The sequence below is a fragment of the Aminobacter sp. MSH1 genome, from assembly GCF_003071665.1.
Classification (GTDB): Bacteria; Pseudomonadota; Alphaproteobacteria; order Rhizobiales; family Rhizobiaceae; genus Aminobacter; species Aminobacter niigataensis.
This window is the reverse complement of sequence record NZ_CP026265.1, coordinates 3,422,662-3,438,882: the sequence shown is the minus strand read 5'-3', so window position 1 is coordinate 3,438,882 and position 16,221 is coordinate 3,422,662. Positions and strand designations below refer to the sequence as shown.

Below are 16,221 nucleotides of genomic sequence, written 5' to 3'. Positions count from 1 at the left end.
CGGCGTAGCAATCTGGCGAATGCCCGACCGCTGTGAATGATGCGCGGCCAAACGATGCGTCAGATGCTCTTGGCGCCCATCTGCTCGGCGATGTAGTCGGCCTGGCGGATGGCCAGCGACACGATGGTGAGCGTCGGGTTCTCCGCCGCACCGGTGGTAAACTGGCTGCCGTCGGACACGAACAGGTTCTTGATGTCGTGGGTCTGGCCCCACTTGTTGACCACGCCGTCGGATGCCTTTTCGCTCATGCGATTGGTGCCGAGATTGTGCGTCGACGGATAGGGCGGCGTCGGGAACGAGCGGGTGGCCCCGACGGCATCGTACATCGCCATGCCCTGCTTGTAGGCGTGGTTGCGCATGGCGACGTCGTTGGGATGGTCGGTGAACCAGACATCAGGTATCGGCATGCCGTACTTGTCCTTCAGCTCGCCATGCAGCTTCACCGCGTTCTGCTCCTGAGGCATGTCCTCGCCGACGATCCACATGCCTGCCATCTTGTCGTAGTGGTCGAGCGCGGTGGTGAACGAACGGCCCCAGCCGCCGGGATCGAGGAATGCCGCCATGAACGGCAGTCCGAGCGCCAGCGTCTCCAATTCGTAGCCGCCGACGAAACCGCGTGACGGATCGTGCTTGGCTTCGTCCCGGACGATGCCGGCCATGGTCGTGCCGCGCCAGAAGTGCACCGGCTTGTCGAAGATCGCATAGACCGACCCGGTGGTATGGCGCATGTAGTTCTTGCCCACCTGCCCCGACGAATTGGCCAGCCCATCCGGGAACTTCGACGAGGCGGAATTCAGCAGCAACCGCGGGCTTTCGATGGAATTGCCCGCAACGCAGACGATGCGGGCCTTCTGGCTCTGCATCTTGCCGTCCTTGTCGGCGTAGACGACGCTGGTCACCTTGCCGCTGTCGTCATGCTCGATCTTGAGTACGTGGCTGCTGGGCCTGACCTCCAGCTTGCCGGTCGCCTCGCCCTTGGGGATTTCAGTGTAGAGGGTCGACCATTTTGCGCCCCATTTGCAGCCCTGGAAGCAGAACCCGGTCTGCTGGCAGCCCATGCGGCCGTCGCGATCCGCCGAGTTGATCGCCATGTTGCCGGTGTGGCATTCCTTGTAGCCGAGCTTGTCGGCGCCGGCCTTGAACACCTTGAAATTGTTGTTGCCGGGCAGGCCCTCAATGTCGTTGGTGCGGGTCACACCCATCTTGTCCTCGGCCTTGGCGTAATACGGCTCGAGGTCTGCGAGCGTGATCGGCCAGTCGAGCAGGTTGGCGCCTTCGACCTTGCCGTAGTTGGTCAACGTCTTGAACTCATGCTCCTGGATGCGCAGGGATGCGCCGGCCCAGTGCGTGGTCGTGCCGCCGACCGCCTTGACGATCCAGGCCGGCAGATTGGGAAAGTCCTTGTGGACCCGCCAGCCGCCGCCGGTCGTGCGGTTGTCCAGCCAGGCAAGCTGGCCGAAGGAGTCCCACTCGTCGTTGATGAAGTCCTCATATTCGATGCGCGGGCCGGCTTCGAGAATGACGACGTCGATGCCCTTCTGGGCGAGTTCGTTGCCGAGCGTGCCGCCACCGGCTCCGGAGCCGATGATGACGACGACGCTATCGTCGTTGAGACCGTAAGGTGCAGGCATGTTTTCCTCCCGGGGAATGCTGAAAAGGCTGGATTCGCGACAGGGGCCCGATCAGAGCCACTCGATGTCGTCGAAGCCGCGCGCGATGTATCCGCCCTTGGAGTAGGACTCGCCCTCGTAACCGAAGATCGGCCACACCTCCTTCTGGTTGTAGAGGCCGACGACAAGTCCGCCGCGGATCGCCTGGAAAAATGGCGTGTCCTCGATCTGCCGGAGGATGGCCACTCGCTCGTCCTCCCAGCCAAGGCCGGTATATCCGCCCGCGCCCGATTTCTGGTCGAGGTCGGCAATGCCCTTCTCGATGAGGTCCTTGTGCGCCGCATCCTTGCCCGCCTGCTCGTCGTGGCTCTTGATGGCGATGGCGTAGAACTTGTCCGGCACCTGATCGTGGGGATAGACGTCGCGCGCCATCTGGATCAGCGTGGCCAGCGTTTCCGGCTTCAATGCCGTGCTCTCGAGCCCCCATGCTTCGCCCGCGCTGAGGACGGCTGAGCCGCTGATGATAAGCAGCGCGCCAGCAGCACTACCGCGCTTGAGCAGTTCGCGCCGCGACAGGCCGGACTTGCCTTGATAGATCGTCACCATGATTTTCCTCCCTTGCTTGCTATGCGCCGTCGGCGCTTGGCTGGCGCGGCGCTCTCCCTCGCCGCGTATGCTTCACTTGAACCGGCCTCCCCGCTGCAAAACCTCGATCTTGTAGCCGTCGGGGTCTTCGATGAAGAAGAAGCGGGCGAGCGGCTTGCCGCCCGGCGCGAAGTCGACGATGTCCTTGGGGGTCAGACCGGCCGCAACGAACCGCCGGTGCGTGGCTTCCAGGTCGTCCACCGACACGGCCAAATGACCGTAACCGTCACCCAAGACGTAGGGCTCGGTCCGCCCCTTGTTGACGGTCAGCTCGACCTCGAATTCGGTTTCCGGGTTGCTGAGATAGATCAGGGTGAACGTCTCGAAATCGAGCCGGTCGGCAATTTCGAGGCCGAAGGCCGTGCGATAGAACGATACCGAACGCGTCTCATCGAGCACGCGCACCATGGAATGTATTGCCTTCGCCATTCGCCCTCCTGGCAGTTAGAAGCAGGAGGATTATGAAATCCGCGTAGCCCCAAGTGGTGGCAGCCCGTTACCACGCGTGCTGGAGCATAGTTTGCTACGCAGGGACGAAAGCATGGTTGCGATGACGTGCTGTTGGGCCGATGATGGCGTCCGACAGCCAGCGCCGGTGCCGCACGCCGGGGCAAGCCATCGGGAGGATTGATATGTGCAGGGTATTTGCCGGACAGGATCCGAAGGGCTATCACCAGATCAACCGGTCGATCCGGATCGCCGGCCATTCGACCAGCATCCAGCTTGAGGCCACCTTCTGGGACCTTCTCGACGAAATCGCGTCCTCTCAGGGGCTGACGACGCCGAAATTCATCTCGAAGCTCTATGACGAGGCGATCGAGATCAACGGAGCGATCCCGAACTTCGCATCCATGCTGCGCACCACATGCGCGCTCTATCTGCGCGGCCACAAGCCCGGCGCCGACGAGATCGAGGCCCTGAAGCGCTACGCTGCATAGAGCGACACCCAGCCGCTTGGCTGACCTGATCACGAAAAGAAAAACCCCGGGCTGAAACCCGGGGTTTTTCTTTTTCGATGCTGCCTAATGTTTAAGCAGCAACCTTGGTTTCGATGCTGGTCGGCACCGAGCTGATGGTCTTGAGTATCTGCGAGGCGATCTGGTAGGGGTCGCCCTGCGAGTTCGGACGGCGGTCTTCGAGATAGCCGCGATAGCCGTCACGGACAAAGCTGTGCGGCACGCGCACCGAAGCGCCGCGGTCGGCAACACCCCAGGTGAACACGTCGATCGACGCCGTCTCGTGCTTGCCGGTCAGGCGCAGGTGGTTGTCCGGGCCATAGACAGCGATGTGATCTTCGCGCGCCTCGCCGAACGCATCCATCAGCGCCTCGAAATAGGCCTTGCCGCCGACTTCGCGCAGGTGGGCGGTCGAGAAGTTCGCGTGCATGCCCGAGCCGTTCCAGTCGGTATCGCCCAACGGCTTGCAGTGATACTCGATGTCGATGCCGTATTTTTCGGTCAGGCGCTGCAGCAGGTAGCGAGCGAGCCACATCTCGTCGGCCGCCTTCTTCGAGCCCTTGCCGAAGATCTGGAATTCCCACTGGCCCTTGGCCACTTCGGCGTTGATGCCCTCGTGGTTGATGCCGGCGTCGAGGCAAAGGTCGAGATGCTCTTCGACGATCTGGCGGGCGATATCGCCGACGGCCTGGTAGCCGACGCCGGTGTAGTACGGGCCCTGCGGTGCTGGGAAGCCGGTTTCGGGGAAACCGAGCGGACGGCCGTTCTTATAGAAGAAATATTCCTGCTCGAAGCCGAACCAGGCACCATCGTCGTCGAGGACCGTCGCACGGGTGTTCGACGGATGCGGCGTGACGCCATCGGGCATCATGACTTCGCACATGACGAGCGCGCCGTTCTTGCGGGCCGGATCGGGATAGACGGCGACCGGCTTGAGCACGCAGTCGGAGCTTTTGCCTTCGGCCTGCTTGGTCGAGCTGCCGTCGAACCCCCACAAAGGAAGCTGCTCGAGCTTCGGGAACTCCGCAAATTCCTTGACCTGGGTCTTGCCGCGGAGATTGGCCGCCGGCGTGTAACCATCCAGCCAGATGTACTCGAGCTTGTACTTCGTCATGCTATCCTCTCGGTGTCGTGCCTGCCAGCCATTGGCGGCCAGCGTGTCGCAAGAGAAGAAGCAAGCCTCGTGCCAACTCGAAAAAAAGCAGGATCCGCGCTGGTGCCAAAGGTCGAGGAAAAAGCCGATGCTCAAAAAACAGGCAAACTAGGGCAGCAACGCTGACATTCTGCCCAAGACTCGGGCGCAGCCCGCCCGGTTGTGCAAGACGGGGTCAGCCGGCCTTCAGTGCCTCAAGCAGCGCCACCGCCGAAACCATGTCGCGCTTGCGATTGGAACGGCGGGCAACGGCCTCGGAATCCTGGCCCCAATGCTCGACCTGCCAGTCTTCGTCGACATGGGCGGCAGCCCAGGCCGCCTCGACATCCAGTTCGCCGGTTTCGACAGCCAGTGCCAGGAGCGCCGAACCGGTCAGCGTGGTCATCAGATGGAGTGCCGCCAGCCGCATCGGCTCGGCGCGCTGCGACAGGTGGACGCCAAGGGCGGCAATGGCCGCGCGCGGCTGCTCGACATGCATGACGCCCTCGGCCAGAACGAAATGCGCGCTCAGCGACGCACGCGCCCAGTCCAGCACCGGGTCCCACGCCTCGGACTGGCGCTCGACGAGTTTTTCCGGGCTGTCGGCGCGGTAGCAAAGCAGATCCGACGACGAAAAGCGCAGAATGTCCTCGAGCACGGCCTGCGGGTCGGTAGCAACACCGTCGATCGCCGTGTTGACCAGGCGCAGCACCGGCATGGTGAATGGGTTTATGCTCTCGACCTGGGCAGCAAATTCGTCGGCGACCAGTTGCGCGGCTGCCTCCGTCGGCAGTGCAAGCAGCGCCCTGCCCGGCGTGCGCACCGGCTTGCCGTCGAGCTGGACCGCATAACCACCCTCGACGGCGGCAACCGATGCCGTTTCGTAGAACCGCTTGGGCAGTTGCCGGCGCATCGTGCTTTGCGCGCGGCGGATCGGATCGGGATCGGACAGCAAGTCGCCGGTTTCAAGGTCGCTCAGGATGTCACGCATGAGTTCTTCCTATCAGTCGAAAAGGGCAATCAGTCGATGAGGGCGAGCAAATCGCCGGGCTTGGCCAGCACCGTCTCGGCACCGGTAGCCAGCAAGCCTTCGCGGTCATGGTAGCCCCAGGACACACCTATCGCGCGTGCACCGGCACTTCTGGCCATCTGCATGTCATAAATGGCGTCGCCAACCACGAAAGTCGAGGCCGGATCGATGCCGGTTTCGGCGCAGCACTCCAGCACCATGGCGGGATGCGGCTTGGAGGGGCAGTCGTCGGCGGTGCGGATGGTCACGAAATGGCGCCCTAAACCATAGGTTTCCAGCACACGCTGCACGCCGCGGCGCGACTTGCCGGTGACCATGCCGATCAGCACGTCGTCGCGCCTGGCGAGCACGTCGATCAGTTCGGCGATGCCGTCATAGAGCGGCTCATGGAAAGTCGAGGGCGCGCGCGAGGCGGTGAAATGCGCCTTGTAGCGCTCGGCCAGACGGCCGCACTCGGCATCGAGCGAACGGTCTAGCAACGTCGCAATGGCAAGATCGAGCGTCAGGCCGATGATGCCCTTGGTGGCTTCCAGCGCCGGCGCCGCAAGGCCGGCCTCGCGAAACGTCGCGACCATCGTGGCATGGATGAGGTCGGCGCTGTCGACCAGCGTGCCGTCGCAATCGAACAGCACCAGCTTCAACGCGCCCGCAGCGCTGTCGCGCGACGAGGCTGCCGTCACGCCGGCTCCCCGCTTTCATCATCGAAGCCGATGAGGTTCCAGCTCTGGCGCATATGCGGCGGCATCGGCGCGGTGACGTCGATCACGCCATGGTCTGGGTGCGGAATGACAATGCGGCGCGCATGCAGATGCAGCTTGTTCTGCAGGCCGCCGGGAAATTCCCAGTTGGTGTCGTGTTCGAAATATTTCGGATCGCCGATGATCGGGCAGCCGATAAAGGCAGCGTGCACGCGCAGCTGGTGCGTGCGGCCGGTATAGGGCTCCATCTCCAGCCAGGTCATGGTCTGGGCGGCCTGCTCCAGTACGCGGTAGTAGGAAACCGCATGATCGGCACCCTTTTCGCCATGCTTGGCGACCCGCATGCGGTCGCCGTCGGGCGTTTGTTCCTTGATCAGCCAGGTCGAGATCTTGTCTTCGCGCTTGGGCGGTGCGCCCTTGACCAGGGCCCAGTAGGTCTTCTTGGTTTCGCGGGCACGGAAAGCCTCGGCGAGCTTCATCGCCGCCAGGCGCGTGCGCGCCACGACCAGCACGCCCGAGGTGTCGCGGTCGAGCCGGTGGACCAGGCGCGGCTTTTCGCCCTTCTTGTTGCGCCAGGCCTCGAGCATGTCGTCGAGATGGCGCACGATGCCCGAACCGCCCTGAACGGCGAGGCCGGCCGGCTTGTTGAAGACGAAGACCTTGGAGTCTTCGTAGATCAGCATCTTGGCCAGCACGTCGCCATCGTCCTGATCGCGCATGGTGCGGGCAGTCAGAGGGCCGTCGTTCTTCTTGTCGACTTCGAGCGGCGGGATGCGGATCACCTGGCCCGGCTCGACACGCGTGTCGGCCTTGACGCGGCCGCCGTCGACCCGGATCTGGCCCGAGCGCAGCAGTTTCTGCAGGTGGCCGAAGCCGAGCCCCGGATAGTGAGACTTGAACCAGCGGTCGAGCCTCATGCCCGTTTCGCCGGCTTCCACCGTGATCTGTTCAACGCCTGCCATTGTTCAATTGTCCTTTTCGAAGCGGCCCAATAGCATCAGCCGATGCTTCTTGCGAGCCACATTCCCAGGAACAGGGCCAGGATGGCGCATATGACGCTGGCAAAGGCATAGCCGAAGGCCGGCAAAGTCGATCCGCGCTCCCACAAGGTGGCAAAATCCAGCGAGAACGCCGAAAAGGTGGTGAAGCCGCCCAAAATACCCGTGGCAACGAACAAGCGCAGTTCGTTCGATGTCCCGGTGCGGCGGGCAAGCCAGCCGATGAACAGGCCCATGGCAAACGAACCCACAATGTTGATCGCCAACGTGCCCCAGGGAAAGTTCGACCCCGCCAGCCTGAGTGCGACGAGATTGGCCAGATGGCGCAGCGATGCACCGATGGCGCCGCCGACTGCAACGAGCGATAGATGAAGCATGGGCATGTCCTGCCTGCGTCCGGATTTCTGGTCATTAGCACAGCTACCGAGCGCCACAGGCACGATGGCCGCCGGCGCAAAGGATTAGGCTGTGGACAAGGCCGGCGTGCGGCACGCCATTGTTGGGATAAGGAAAGGCGGGCTATAGCATCGCGCCATGCAACCTTCCAAAGATATCTCCCGCCTGATCGAGATCATGGCTGCCCTGCGCGAGCCCGAAACCGGTTGTCCCTGGGACATCGAGCAGAACTTCGCGACCATTGCGCCCTACACGATCGAGGAAGCCTACGAGGTCGCCGACGCGATCTCTCGCAATGACATCGACCATCTGCGCGAGGAACTCGGCGATCTGCTCCTGCAGGTCGTCTATCACGCCCAGATGGCCGAGGAAGCGGGTGAGTTTGCCTTCGGCGACGTGGTCGAAGCCATTACCACCAAGATGATCCGCAGGCATCCGCATGTCTTCGGCGACGCCAAGGCGCGCGAGGCGCGTTCGGCGAAGGGCATGTGGGAGAAGATCAAGGCCGAAGAGAAGGCCGAGCGGCGCGCGGCGCGCATCGCCCGCGGGCTTGACCCTGAAGATCACGGCCACGGCTTTCTCGACGGAGTGCCGGTGGCGCTGCCAGCACTTACCCGTGCGCTCAAACTGCAGGAGAAGGCGGCGCGCGTCGGCTTCGACTGGGGCGAGGCAGCACCCATCCTCGACAAGATCGAAGAAGAGATCGGCGAGTTGCGCGAGGCCATGGCCAACGGCGATCAGGCCGCGGTCAAGGACGAGTTCGGCGACATGCTGTTTGCGCTGGTCAATCTCGGCCGCCACCTGCAGCTCGATTCCGAGGCTGCGCTGTCAGGAACCAACGACAAGTTCCGCAAGCGGTTCCACTACGTCGAAAAGTCGCTCAACGATTCCGGACACAGCCTGGAGGCGGCAACGCTCGACGAGATGGAAGCATTGTGGCAGCAGGCAAAGAGCGCGAAGTAACGCGCCTTAGCCTTTGTTTTTGCGTAGAATTCTCGCCGCGATCTCGTCGCGCGCCGAAGCGGTTGCCTTGAGCGTCATCGACACGCTGCCATCGTCATTGTCGGTGCGCGAAACCACGTCGCCATTGCGATAGAGCCAATCGATCTGGCCAAGCTGGCTGGGTTCCAGCGTGACGTTGATCGATTCGAGCTCGCCCGAGACGCGCTGCTCGATCAAGCCGGCAAGTGCAGGGATGCCCTCGCCGGTGATTGCCGAGATCGCGATCGGCGGCAGCTTGCGGCCATCGGAGCCGTCGGAAAGCAGGCGCTCGCGATTGCCCTCGTCGAGCTGGTCGATCTTGTTCCAGACTTCGACCACCCGGTCGGTATCCGCCGCATCGACGCCAAGATCGGCAAGGATGCGTTCGACATCCTCGGCCTGGGCCGCGGTATCCGGATCGGAAATATCCCTGAGATGAATGACGAGGTCGGCTTCGACCACTTCTTCCAGCGTCGCCCGGAAGGCGGCGATCAGGTGCGTCGGCAGGTCGGAGATGAAACCGACGGTGTCGGACAGGATGATCGGCGTGCCGTGCGGCAGCCGCACCCGGCGCAAGGTCGGATCGAGCGTGGCGAACAGCATGTCCTCGGCCAGCACGCTGGCGCCGGTCAGCCGGTTGAACAGCGTTGACTTGCCGGCGTTGGTGTAGCCGACGATGGCGACGACCGGGAACGGCACCTTGCGGCGCTTGGCGCGGTGCAGGTCACGCGTGCGGACCACCGTCTCCAGCTCGCGCTTGAGCTTGATGATCTTTTCCTGGAGCGCGCGCCTGTCGGATTCGATCTGCGTTTCACCCGGACCGCCGAGGAAGCCCGCACCGCCGCGCTGGCGCTCGAGGTGGGTCCAGCTGCGAACCAGCCGGCCCTTCTGGTAGTTGAGATGGGCAAGCTCGACCTGCAGCGTGCCTTCCTTGGTGCGCGCCCGCCGACCGAAGATTTCGAGGATCAGCCCGGTGCGGTCGAGCACCTTGGCGTTCAGCTCTTTTTCGAGGTTGCGTTGCTGCACCGGCGTTAGCGGATGGTCGACGATGACCAGTTCCGCGCCGCGCTCCTTCACGATCTCAGCGAACTCCTCGACCTTACCGGTGCCCAGCAGAGTTGCCGGGCGCGGGTCGTTGAGCGTGACGATCGCGGTATGAACGGGTTCGAGATCGATGGCGCGGGCGAGCCCCACGGCTTCATCGTGGCGGGCGTCGGCCGAACGCTGCAGCCGCGGACGTGCGCTGTCGTCGTCACCCTTGGGCTGGCGCGTCAGCACCGGCACGATGACGACCGCGCGCGTGGGGGCTTTGTCGCCCCCTATCGATTCGGGTCCATTGCTGGCACCGGCCTTGGCGCCGGCGTTCCTGTCGCGTGCCAATCAGCCGCCCTGGCTTTCCTCGCCATCGAACATCTGAACCGGCTGGCTCGGCATGATCGTGGAGATGGCATGCTTGTAGACGAGCTGGGAATGCCCGTCACGGCGCAACAAAACACAGAAATTGTCGAAGGAAGTAACGACTCCGGTCAATTTCACGCCGTTAATAAGGAAAATGGTGAGTGGGTTTTTGCTCTTGCGAACTGAATTCAGGAAAAGGTCCTGAAGATTCTGCGATCGTTCCGCCATTGTTTTTTTCTTTCGCCGATCCCTGTCTGCTGCCAATGCGCCAAATTACCGGGCTCATGTCAAGCGAGCAAACACCCCTTGCCACATCGCGCGGCAAGCTGAACGAGATGAATTTAACCATTTACGCCCAAGCGGTTATCAGGCTTGGATTTTTTCCGCAACGTCAAAAAAGGCTTCGCGCAGGGAAAGCGCCACCGATCCGGGGTGTCCATTGGCGACGGGCTGGCCGTCGATGGCGACAATCGGCATGACGAGTGTGGTCGCAGCCGTGATGAACGCTTCGCGCGCTGCCTTGGCTTCCTCGACGGTAAAACCGCGTTCCTCGACCGTCAGCCCGAGCTTCTCGGCGACCTTGAACAGCGTGGCACGGGTGATGCCGCGCAGGATGCCGTGGTCGGCCGGGCGCGTGACGAGCACCCCGTCCCTGGTGACGATCCAGGCGTTGGTGGCTGCCCCTTCCTTGACCGTGCCGTCCGGATCGACGAACCACGCCTCCTGGGCGCCGGCCTCCTTGGCCTGCTGGCGCGCCAGGACATTGGGCAGAAGACCGACAGTCTTGATGTCGACGCGCTCCCAGCGGTTTTCCGGCACGGTGATGACCTTGAGCCCTGCCCCGGCCTTCTTGGCCGCGGCCACCGGGTCGGTGCGCTTGGCGGTTACCACCAGTGCGGGACGCGTGCCGTTTGCCGGAAAGACGTGATCGCGCGGCGCCACGCCGCGCGTCACCTGAAGGTAGACCATGCCATTGTGGACGCGGTTGCGGCGGATGACCTCACGCATGACATGCACGAGTACGGCGCGGTTGAGCGGCCAGTCGATCCTGAGTTCCGACAGCGAGCGGCCGAGCCGGTCGAGGTGGCCGACGCTGTCGACGATGAAGCCGCGCGCCACCTCGCAAACCTCGTAGACGCCGTCAGCGAACTGGTAGCCGCGGTCCTCGATATGCACGGAGGCATCTGAATGGGCGACGTAGCGGCCGTTGACGTAAGCGATGCGCGGCATGGTTTTCGTGACCCTCGGAATTTTACGGAGTTCTAGTCGATCTGCGACGGGCGGCAACGGTCAATTGGCTGGACCAGGTCAGAAGAATTCGAGACTGACCCGGAACATCTGCTCGACCTGCTTGACCGCCTTGTCGAGCGCGAAAATGACGACGCGGTCCTTGGGCTTTATCTGCACCGAACCGCTCGGCTTGACGATCTTGCCGTCGCGATAGATCGCGCCGATGCGCATGCCATCGGGCAATTCGAGGTCGCGCAGCAACGTACCGACCAGCGGCGACGTTTCCAGCGCCTCGGCTTCGATGATTTCGGCGGCTCCCCGCTGGATCGAGTGGACTTGGCGGATGCGCCCGCGCCGGACGTGCTGGAGCACGCGCGAGATGGTCACCGCACTCGGATTGACATGCGCGTCGATGCCGAGCGGCTTGGTGAGATCGTGATAGGCCGGGTTGTTGATGAGGGCGAGATTGCCCTTGCAGCCGAGCCGCTTGGCCATGACGGAGGACAGGATGTTGACCTGGTCGTTGTTGGTCAGCGCCACCATCAGGTCGGCATCCTGGATGTCGGCTTCCATCAGCAGCTTCTGGTCGAGAGCGCTGCCATTGAGCACCACGGTCCGGCGCAATTCGTCCGCGACCTTGACGGCCCTGTCCCGGTTCGCCTCGATGATCTTGATCTTGGTGCGGCTCTGGCGCTTCTCGATGGTGCGGGCGACATAAAGGCCGATATTGCCGCCGCCGGCGATGACGATGCGCGTTGCCTCCTGCTCGTCATGCCCGAACAGGCCGAGCGTCCGGCGCACCTGTTCCTTGGTCGTCACGACATAGGCGAGATCGCCGGCCACCAGCTGATCGGCCGAATGCGGGATGAACAGGCGGTCGTTGCGGCTGACGCCAACCACCGTCGAGGGCAGATCGGGGAACAGTTCGCTGAGCTGGGCCAGCGGCGTGTTGATGACCGGGCAGTCCTCCAGGCACTCGATCGCCACCATGATGATGTGGTTGTCGGCAAAGCGGACGACGTCGGTCGCGCCCGGCAGCGTAATGCGCCGCAGCACCATCTCGCCGACTTCGAGCTCGGGCGAGATGATCACGTCGATCGGTAGATGCTCGCGCGAAAACAGGTCCTGATAGTGCGGCTGGAGATAGGCTTGCGACCGAATGCGCGCGACCTTCATGGGCACGTTGAACAGCGCGTGCGCCACTTCGCAGGCAACGATGTTGACCTCGTCGAAGAGGGTCACGGCGATGATCATGTCGGCGTTCTGCGCGCCGGCGGCCTCCAGCACTTCCGGATGCGATCCGTGGCCGACGAAGCCACGCACGTCGAGCTGGTCGCGGACCGAATGGATCAGCTCAGGCGCCGTATCGATGATCGAGACGTCGTTCTTTTCGGCCGCCAACCGTTCGGCGATGCCGTAACCGACCTGCCCGGCCCCGCAGATGATTACGCGCATGCGGGATCTCTATCCTGACTGCCAGCCACAGCTTACACGCCCAGCGACTTGAGTTTGCGATGCAGCGCCGAGCGCTCCATGCCTATGAACTCGGCCGTCTTGGAGATGTTGCCGCCAAAGCGATTGATCTGTGCAATGAGATATTCCTTTTCGAACATCTCGCGCGCTTCGCGCAGCGGCAGCGCCATGATGTGCTGATCGGACTGGTTCGGCGCGCGCGGCATGACGTCGCCGATCTCCGATGGCAGAAGATCGGCCGTGATCGGCGCTTCGGGATTGTCGCTGCGCGCGAGGATCAGCAAGCGTTCGACGTTGTTGCGCAACTGGCGTACGTTGCCGGGCCAGTTGTGGGCCTGGAGCACGGCGAGCGCGTCGTCACCGATGCGTCGGGGCTTGATGCCGGCCTGCTTGGCCATCTGCTTCATGAAATTGTCGACGAGATAGGGAATGTCCTCCCGACGCTCGGCAAGCCCCGGCACCATGACCGGCACGACCGCCAGGCGGTGGTAAAGGTCTTCGCGGAACCGGCCTTCGGCGATCATCGCCTCCAGGTTCTGGGCGGTCGACGAAATGATGCGCACGTCGACCTTGACGCGCTTGGTGCCGCCGACGCGCTCGAACTGCTGGTCGACCAGCACGCGCAGGATCTTGTTCTGGGTCTCGCGTGGCATGTCGGCGATTTCGTCGAGATAGAGGATACCCTGATGGGCCTCCTCGAGGGCGCCGACCTTGCGTTCGCCGCCGTTCGATTCGGTGCCGAACAGCTCGATCTCCATGCGTTCGGGTGTGATGGTGGCTGCATTCAGCGTGACGAACGGGCCGGTCTTGCGCGCGGAGAGCGCGTGGATGGCCCGCGCGGCCATCTCCTTGCCCGAGCCGGACGGACCGATGATCATGACGCGGCTGTTGGTCGGCGCAACGCGGTCGATGGTCTGGCGCAACTGGCTCATCGCCGAGGACATGCCAATCAGGTCGTGGGTCTCGCCGCTGCGCATCTTGAGGTCGGAGACCTCGCGCTTGAGCTTCGAGGTTTCGAGCGCGCGCTCGGCGATCAGGATCAGCCGGTCGGCCTTGAACGGCTTTTCGATGAAATCATAGGCGCCACGACGGATCGCCGAAACAGCAGTTTCGATGTTGCCGTGGCCCGAGATCATCACCACGGGCAGGTTGGGATGCAGGGTCTTGATCGCGTCGAGCAGGGCCAGCCCGTCGAGCCGCGAACCCTGGAGCCAGATGTCGAGGAAAACCAGGCGCGGCGCACGATCCGCGATTGCGGCAAGCGCGCTGTCGGCGTCGAACGCCGTGCGGGTTTCGTGACCTTCGTCGCTCAGGATGCCCGCGACCAGTTCACGGATGTCTTCCTCATCGTCAACGATAAGAATATCAGACGCCATTTCCGACCTTCTCGATTTCTTGGGCCTGCGCTGCCTCGTCGGCACTCTTGGGTGCCGCGGCCTCTTCGGCCGCCGCAGGCAGGACCATGCTGATCATCGCGCCGCGCCCGCCATGGAAATCGGCTGGAGCGTCGTGGAGTTCCAATCTTCCGCCGTGGTCCTCGACAATCTTCTTGACGATAGCGAGGCCAAGGCCCGTGCCCTTCTCGCGCGTCGTCATATAGGGCTCGAGCAGCCGCTGGCGATGCTCGCGCGGCAGGCCCTTGCCATTGTCGATGACGTCGATCCGGATCGAATTGCCTTCTCGCCGTGCCCGAATCTTGATGACACCGGGCTCGCCGGTCTGGCGTTCCGCCGCCTCGATGGCCTCCGCGGCGTTCTTGATGACATTGCCAAACGCCTGGGCCATCAGGCGGCTGTCAAAGGTGCCCTTGAGCGGGCCTGGGGTGATTTCACGCTCGAAGGCGATGTCGGCACGGCTGACCTCGACCAGGAACGACGCCTCGCGCAGCGGTTCGCGAATGTCGATCACCTTCATTTCCGGCTTGGGCATGCGTGCGAATGCCGAGAACTCGTCGACCATGCGGCCGATATCGCCAACCTGGCGGATGATCGTTTCGGTGCACTGGTCGAAGACCTCGCGATCCTCGGTGATCACCTTGCCGTAGCGGCGGCGGATGCGTTCGGCCGAAAGCTGGATCGGTGTCAGCGGATTCTTGATCTCGTGGGCGATGCGCCGGGCCACATCGGCCCAGGCCGACGTCCGCTGGGCGGTAACGAGGTCGGTGATGTCGTCGATGGTCACCACATACGACGTGTCATCGGCGTCCATCGCGTCCTTGTCGCCCTCCTCCACCGTCACCTGAACGTTGAAGGTGCGCTCGGCGCCGGCACGGTAGAACGTCACCTGCTCGCGATAGACCGCCCGTCCCGACTTGCGCCCGATCTCGAAGACGCGCCCGACATGCGGCAAAAGGATCGACAGGTTCTGGCCGAGCGAATCCGCAGCGGAGATCGCCAGCATCGACTCCGCCGATGGATTGACGATGGTGATGCTGCCATAGGGATCGACGCCGATGACGCCGGCAGTGACGCCGGCAAGCACCGCCTCCGAAAAGCGGCGGCGTTCGTCGATGACGTCCTTGGCGGTCAGGATCTCGTTGCGCTGCGACTTGAGTTCGAGCAGCATGTTGTTGAACGTACCGCTCAATGCGCCGACATCGCCGTCTGACAGCCGCACCGGTACCGACACATCGAGATTGCCGGTCGCAACCTCGTCGGCGGCACCGATGAGCTGCCGGATCGGCCGCACCAGCCGATCGGCGACGGCAATGCCGGTCCAGATCGCCGACAGCACGACAATGAGCGTCAAGCCGAGATAGAGCAGAGCGAAGGCAATCTGCGTCGTGCGCCGGCTCGCGCCGAGGTCGCGGTACTCTTCGGTGTTTGCGGTGACGATCTGGCGGGCCTTGATCACCTCGGGATCGACCAGGCGGATGGTGTAGAGATAGAGCCCTTCGATCTCGCGCAACTTGATGATGGCGCCGACGATGTTGCGCGTCTTCGGCTCGATCAGCACCGGCTTGCCGTCGGCCGCAGCCTGCACTGCCGTGGCAGGAGGTTCGGGCATGGCAAAGTCGGCGCCGGTCTTTGCGCTCATCACGAAAGAACCGTCGGGTCTGATCAGCGCGGCATGTGCGAGCGCACGCAATTGCGCCTGCCGGCCCATGAAATCGAGGAAGCCGCTGCGGTCGAGGCCATAGAGCGAGCGCGCATTGTCGAGGTCGTTGGCCATCGACAGGGTGGTGCCCTGCAGGTTGCGTGCGTTCTCCTGGACATAGGCTTCGGCGATCGACAGCGACGAATTGACGATGGTCTTCGTCCGGATCTCGAACCAGCGATCGAGCCCGATATCCAGCGTGATCGACGCGACGATCGCAACCAGCAATGCCGGCAATGCCGCCACCAGTGCGAACATGGTGACGATGCGCACATGCAGGCGGGACGCAGCCTTGCCGCGTCGGCGCGCCATGATGATGCGCTGCACCTCGATCAAGATCAGGCCGACGAGGATCAGGATGAAAACGGCGTTGATGCCGATAAGGGTCAGCGTCGTCGTCGAATCCGGCGTGATCGGCGTGACGCCGACCAGAATGGCGAAGGAGACTGCAGCCGTGACCAGCGCCGCAGCGATCGCCACCACGCCCGGGAGCGCAAGAAGGCGTCTGCCGTCCTGCGTTCCCTTTACGGGTCGGCTTGCTTCTTTTGCTGGTGTTGCCCGGTTCGCCATGCTGCCGT

At 63.3% G+C, this 16,221-nt stretch carries 16 protein-coding genes; 2 read left to right on the top strand and 14 right to left on the bottom strand.

Annotated elements, in window-relative coordinates; all coding sequences use genetic code 11:
• Positions 1-59 precede the first annotated feature (59 nt).
• The 3 genes from CO731_RS17085 to CO731_RS17075 all read right to left on the bottom strand — a co-directional run bounded on the left by CO731_RS17085 (position 60) and on the right by CO731_RS17075 (position 2,684).
• Positions 60-1,631 carry a GMC family oxidoreductase gene (locus tag CO731_RS17085; RefSeq protein ID WP_108608051.1) on the bottom strand — a complete coding sequence of 524 codons (1,572 nt, stop codon included), beginning with the start codon at positions 1,629-1,631 and terminating at the stop codon, positions 60-62.
• Between the two features lie 51 nt (positions 1,632-1,682).
• Positions 1,683-2,216, bottom strand: coding sequence for a Twin-arginine translocation pathway signal (locus CO731_RS17080; RefSeq protein ID WP_108608050.1), 534 nt, complete (start codon positions 2,214-2,216; stop codon positions 1,683-1,685).
• A 72-nt stretch (positions 2,217-2,288) separates the two neighbouring features.
• Complete coding sequence (locus CO731_RS17075; RefSeq protein WP_108608049.1) at positions 2,289-2,684, bottom strand: VOC family protein; 396 nt, start codon at positions 2,682-2,684, stop codon at positions 2,289-2,291.
• 203 nt (positions 2,685-2,887) lie between these two features.
• Between CO731_RS17075 and CO731_RS17070 the strand changes: the two genes are divergently transcribed.
• The gene (locus tag CO731_RS17070) at positions 2,888-3,193 is read left to right on the top strand and encodes a ribbon-helix-helix domain-containing protein (RefSeq protein ID WP_108608048.1); all 306 of its coding nucleotides are present in this window, start codon (positions 2,888-2,890) and stop codon (positions 3,191-3,193) included.
• Between the two features lie 91 nt (positions 3,194-3,284).
• On the opposite strand, the gene CO731_RS17065 is transcribed toward CO731_RS17070, so the two are convergent.
• The 5 genes from CO731_RS17065 to crcB all read right to left on the bottom strand — a co-directional run bounded on the left by CO731_RS17065 (position 3,285) and on the right by crcB (position 7,446).
• The gene (locus CO731_RS17065; RefSeq protein WP_108609887.1) at positions 3,285-4,325 is read right to left on the bottom strand and encodes a glutamine synthetase beta-grasp domain-containing protein; all 1,041 of its coding nucleotides are present in this window, start codon (positions 4,323-4,325) and stop codon (positions 3,285-3,287) included.
• A gap of 214 nt (positions 4,326-4,539) precedes the next feature.
• The gene (locus CO731_RS17060) at positions 4,540-5,334 is read right to left on the bottom strand and encodes an ATP12 family chaperone protein (protein WP_108608047.1); all 795 of its coding nucleotides are present in this window, start codon (positions 5,332-5,334) and stop codon (positions 4,540-4,542) included.
• 29 nt (positions 5,335-5,363) lie between these two features.
• The gene (locus tag CO731_RS17055; RefSeq protein ID WP_108609886.1) at positions 5,364-6,014 is read right to left on the bottom strand and encodes an HAD-IA family hydrolase; all 651 of its coding nucleotides are present in this window, start codon (positions 6,012-6,014) and stop codon (positions 5,364-5,366) included.
• Between the two features lie 35 nt (positions 6,015-6,049).
• Complete coding sequence (locus CO731_RS17050; protein WP_108608046.1) at positions 6,050-7,033, bottom strand: RluA family pseudouridine synthase; 984 nt, start codon at positions 7,031-7,033, stop codon at positions 6,050-6,052.
• A 35-nt stretch (positions 7,034-7,068) separates the two neighbouring features.
• Complete coding sequence (gene crcB, locus CO731_RS17045) at positions 7,069-7,446, bottom strand: fluoride efflux transporter CrcB (protein ID WP_108609885.1); 378 nt, start codon at positions 7,444-7,446, stop codon at positions 7,069-7,071.
• A 157-nt stretch (positions 7,447-7,603) separates the two neighbouring features.
• On the opposite strand from crcB, the gene mazG reads away from it, so the two are divergent.
• Positions 7,604-8,428, top strand: coding sequence for a nucleoside triphosphate pyrophosphohydrolase (mazG, locus tag CO731_RS17040; protein WP_108608045.1), 825 nt, complete (start codon positions 7,604-7,606; stop codon positions 8,426-8,428).
• A gap of 6 nt (positions 8,429-8,434) precedes the next feature.
• Here the strand turns inward: mazG and hflX are convergent, their stop codons facing one another.
• The 6 genes from hflX to CO731_RS17010 form a co-directional block, all read right to left on the bottom strand.
• Positions 8,435-9,769, bottom strand: coding sequence for a GTPase HflX (hflX, locus tag CO731_RS17035; RefSeq protein WP_245439903.1), 1,335 nt, complete (start codon positions 9,767-9,769; stop codon positions 8,435-8,437).
• A 57-nt stretch (positions 9,770-9,826) separates the two neighbouring features.
• Positions 9,827-10,072: an RNA chaperone Hfq gene (gene hfq / locus CO731_RS17030; RefSeq protein ID WP_018428055.1), complete on the bottom strand. Its 246-nt coding sequence runs from the start codon at positions 10,070-10,072 to the stop codon at positions 9,827-9,829.
• A 138-nt stretch (positions 10,073-10,210) separates the two neighbouring features.
• Complete coding sequence (locus tag CO731_RS17025; protein WP_108608043.1) at positions 10,211-11,074, bottom strand: D-amino-acid transaminase; 864 nt, start codon at positions 11,072-11,074, stop codon at positions 10,211-10,213.
• Positions 11,075-11,152: 78 nt separating this feature from the next.
• Positions 11,153-12,529 (bottom strand): Trk system potassium transporter TrkA, encoded by a 1,377-nt coding sequence (gene trkA, locus CO731_RS17020; RefSeq protein WP_108608042.1) that lies wholly within the window; start codon positions 12,527-12,529, stop codon positions 11,153-11,155.
• 32 nt (positions 12,530-12,561) lie between these two features.
• Positions 12,562-13,923 (bottom strand): sigma-54 dependent transcriptional regulator, encoded by a 1,362-nt coding sequence (locus CO731_RS17015; RefSeq protein WP_108608041.1) that lies wholly within the window; start codon positions 13,921-13,923, stop codon positions 12,562-12,564.
• The gene (locus CO731_RS17010; protein ID WP_245439383.1) at positions 13,913-16,213 is read right to left on the bottom strand and encodes a PAS domain-containing sensor histidine kinase; all 2,301 of its coding nucleotides are present in this window, start codon (positions 16,211-16,213) and stop codon (positions 13,913-13,915) included. Before CO731_RS17010 ends, CO731_RS17015 begins: the two co-directional genes overlap by 11 nt.
• Between the last annotated feature and the right edge of the window lie 8 nt (positions 16,214-16,221).